The organism is Rubellimicrobium mesophilum DSM 19309, from assembly GCF_000600335.2.
GTDB classification, from domain to species: domain Bacteria; phylum Pseudomonadota; class Alphaproteobacteria; order Rhodobacterales; family Rhodobacteraceae; genus Rubellimicrobium; species Rubellimicrobium mesophilum.
In genome coordinates this window covers 1-2,591 of sequence record NZ_KK088541.1, presented here as the reverse complement: position 1 = coordinate 2,591, position 2,591 = coordinate 1, and the positions used below count along the sequence as shown (strand labels likewise).

At 63.5% G+C, this 2,591-nt stretch carries 3 protein-coding genes and 1 pseudogene; 1 reads left to right on the top strand and 3 read right to left on the bottom strand.

All coding sequences use genetic code 11. The features are described from left to right. Positions 1–554 precede the first annotated feature (554 nt). Complete coding sequence (locus RUMESO_RS02320; RefSeq protein WP_211262754.1) at positions 555–785, top strand: hypothetical protein; 231 nt, start codon at positions 555–557, stop codon at positions 783–785. A 72-nt stretch (positions 786–857) separates the two neighbouring features. On the opposite strand, the gene RUMESO_RS02315 is transcribed toward RUMESO_RS02320, so the two are convergent. The 3 genes and pseudogenes from RUMESO_RS02315 to RUMESO_RS02305 form a co-directional block, all read right to left on the bottom strand. Next, positions 858–1,067: a cold-shock protein gene (locus RUMESO_RS02315; RefSeq protein ID WP_037277805.1), complete on the bottom strand. Its 210-nt coding sequence runs from the start codon at positions 1,065–1,067 to the stop codon at positions 858–860. Positions 1,068–1,740: 673 nt separating this feature from the next. Further along, positions 1,741–2,133: a DUF6481 family protein gene (locus RUMESO_RS23765; RefSeq protein WP_082483302.1), complete on the bottom strand. Its 393-nt coding sequence runs from the start codon at positions 2,131–2,133 to the stop codon at positions 1,741–1,743. Positions 2,134–2,334: 201 nt separating this feature from the next. Further along, a pseudogene (locus RUMESO_RS02305) lies at positions 2,335–2,591 on the bottom strand (IS5/IS1182 family transposase); the annotation flags it as partial.

Sequence of the window (2,591 nt, the reverse complement as noted above, 5' to 3'; positions counted from 1 at the left end):
CCGGCATCCGTTCGTCTGGGGCCGGCGGCGCCGGCACCAGCCACGACGCCAGCCCGGGATCGCTCTGCCGCCAAAAGCAGCCTGACTTGCCGGATGAACCACTAAGAGCTTACGCGATAGTCCCGCACCCCGTGTCGAAGTACCCCTCAGGGGCGCTACCTTAAAGGTAGCAGCAGGCATCCTTCTCGCCCGCCGGGTGGAGCATCCTTGATGGATGAGCCGACGCCTCCGCAGAGCAATGACGACCGAGCTGTCGAACCGAAGTGGTCGCGTTCGAACCGAAGCGGCCGGCCGTGGTTGGCTGGTCGGAGTTCTTTCAGGATCTTGGACGGCGCTCGGCGGCCCGAAGCCGTCGCTCTTCAGATCCCGAGTTCATCCAAGACTGACGCGAACAGGTTTCGGCGGCGCAGCGGGCCAGTGGGATGACGTGGCAGTTCTGCGTGGACCTGATGACGAAGCCGTCCGGGAGCTGAAGCGGCGGGGGAGACCTCGTTGCTTTGCTCAGTTCTGAGCCAGCAGGTCGGGAGGAACGGCACCTGTCTATCAGTGAGAGGATGCTCTACGTCAGCGAGAACGGCGACCGCTGGAGCCTGATCCAGGACTCGGCCAGCGGACGCGCCTTTGTCCGGCACAGGCCTAACCTGCCTTCAGGAGGTCAGGCCAGCGACATCGAACTCGGCGAGTTCCTGGCTCGGGGCGGCATGGGCCCCGAGAAGCAGGTCCTGCTGCGCCTGATCGGTGGGTTGGCAGAGACAACCAACCCGACGAGCGGGGCCGGAGACTAGCCCGGACAGCTCATCAGTCCCGCACGCGGCGAGGCTGGAGGGGGTGGGAGACGTCCTCCACCCCCGCGTGGGTCACAGCGGCTTCAGGTTAACCGCAGACTCACGGCCGTCGCGGCCCGACTCGACGTCGAAGCTGACCTTCTGGTTGTCCTTGAGCCCAGTCAGGCCCGAGCGCTCGACGGCGGAGATGTGCACAAACACGTCCTTGCCGCCGCCCCCATCAGGTTCGATGAAGCCGAAGCCTTTGGTGACGTTGAACCATTTCACGGTGCCCGTGGCCATCGTGAGGTCTCCCTTCAGAGTTGCTGCCCGCGTGCTGCGGCAGCCTGGCGTCGTCAGTCTCACGTCGAGGAACTGCGGCCGGCAAGGGAGAACAGTGGATCGCGGTCGATTAACGTCTGCAAGAAGACAGGTGGAGCAGGGCCAATGCAAGGCAAGGGCCCACTCAAGCCCCCTGTTCTCACATTCCTTCAGATCGAGGCACAAGCGATTGGCCAATCTCCTGCTCGTCGGTGCTTACCCAAACCGGCGGACTCGGGCCTCCATCGGGCTGGCGTCCGGCTCATTGGGAGACGGTTCGCGGTCGAAGTTCGCGGTCTGCCTTCGGACCCTTTCGTACGTCCAGCGAGCCTTGGCCCTATCGTTCTGATGTCGGTCAAAATTGATGGTGGTGTTCGGTAGGCTGGCACCCATGTGAGGGTCCCCCATATCCTCGCGCAGGAGTACTGCGCGGGCCTGCTTATAGATGGGGCTGGTGGCGCGTTTTGCGAGGAAGCCGGCCCACATATCTCGCGCCTCAGGCCGCACATAGGGACAACTGCTCGTCGACCACTATGTCCTGTCTGACGGCCTCAGAGCTCGGAGGTATCGGCACAGGCAGGCGAGTTGTACGACGGCGACGTTCATGGCCAGCTCCCCATGCCGCGTGGAAGGTAGAGCGGCAGCTGGGCCGCTCTTACCGTCTCGCCTTGCGATTGGCATAGCGCTGGTCACGTTCGGCCTTTCGTGTGGCCTCGTCCCTGATCACTCGAGCGATCAGGTTGTCAGTCTTTTCCCGGGCTTCTGCCTGAGCTCTGGCTGCAACATTAGCCGCTTTCTCGTATTCGGCAGCCTCGGCTTGGATGCGCTCCTGCTCCTTCTGCTGCGCCAGTTCCTCAAGCTTTATACGATCCCGCTCTTGGTGCCGTTCTTGCCTGGCTGTGGCTACCGCCAGACGCTCTGCCTGCCGTGCAAGGCGGGTCGGTTCTGCGGCATCCTTTTTGGCTTGGTAGCCGCGAAGGAGAGCGGCTTTGGCGTCGGCAGCGGCAGTGCGGCGGTCGGCAAGATCGTTGTCTTTGGCGTTTCTCAAGTCTGTGTCCTGCAAAAAGTGTCGTTGGCCTGAAGGTCGCGCCTTTGGCGGTTCGTTCCACGGCGAGGTGGTAACCCCCTTGCAGGCTTCCAGGTCCCTTGCAAGACAGGCCGCCTTCGTCCGCAGGATCTAATCCGCGCGGGCCAGAGGCGTTGTTGCATAACTCGGTCTGAGGCCGAGCTTGGCCCTTTCCCCTTCGGTTCAGACGGCGCGCACGATCTCCGCCCTGCCCAGGGCTGAAAAGCGGTTCATCAGGGCGATGCGGGTGTGGATCTCGGCGGCTTGGCGGTCGGGGTCGCGTGAGGCGATGCGGTCCCCAAAGGCTTTGAGGCGGAGCATCTGGGCTTCGATCCGACTTCGGGCGTGATAGCCCGTCAGCCGTTTCCAGAAGGCCCGGCCGAAGTGCCTGGTTGTTCGCAGGTTCTCGTTCCTGGATCGGGCGGCGGGACCATCCTCTT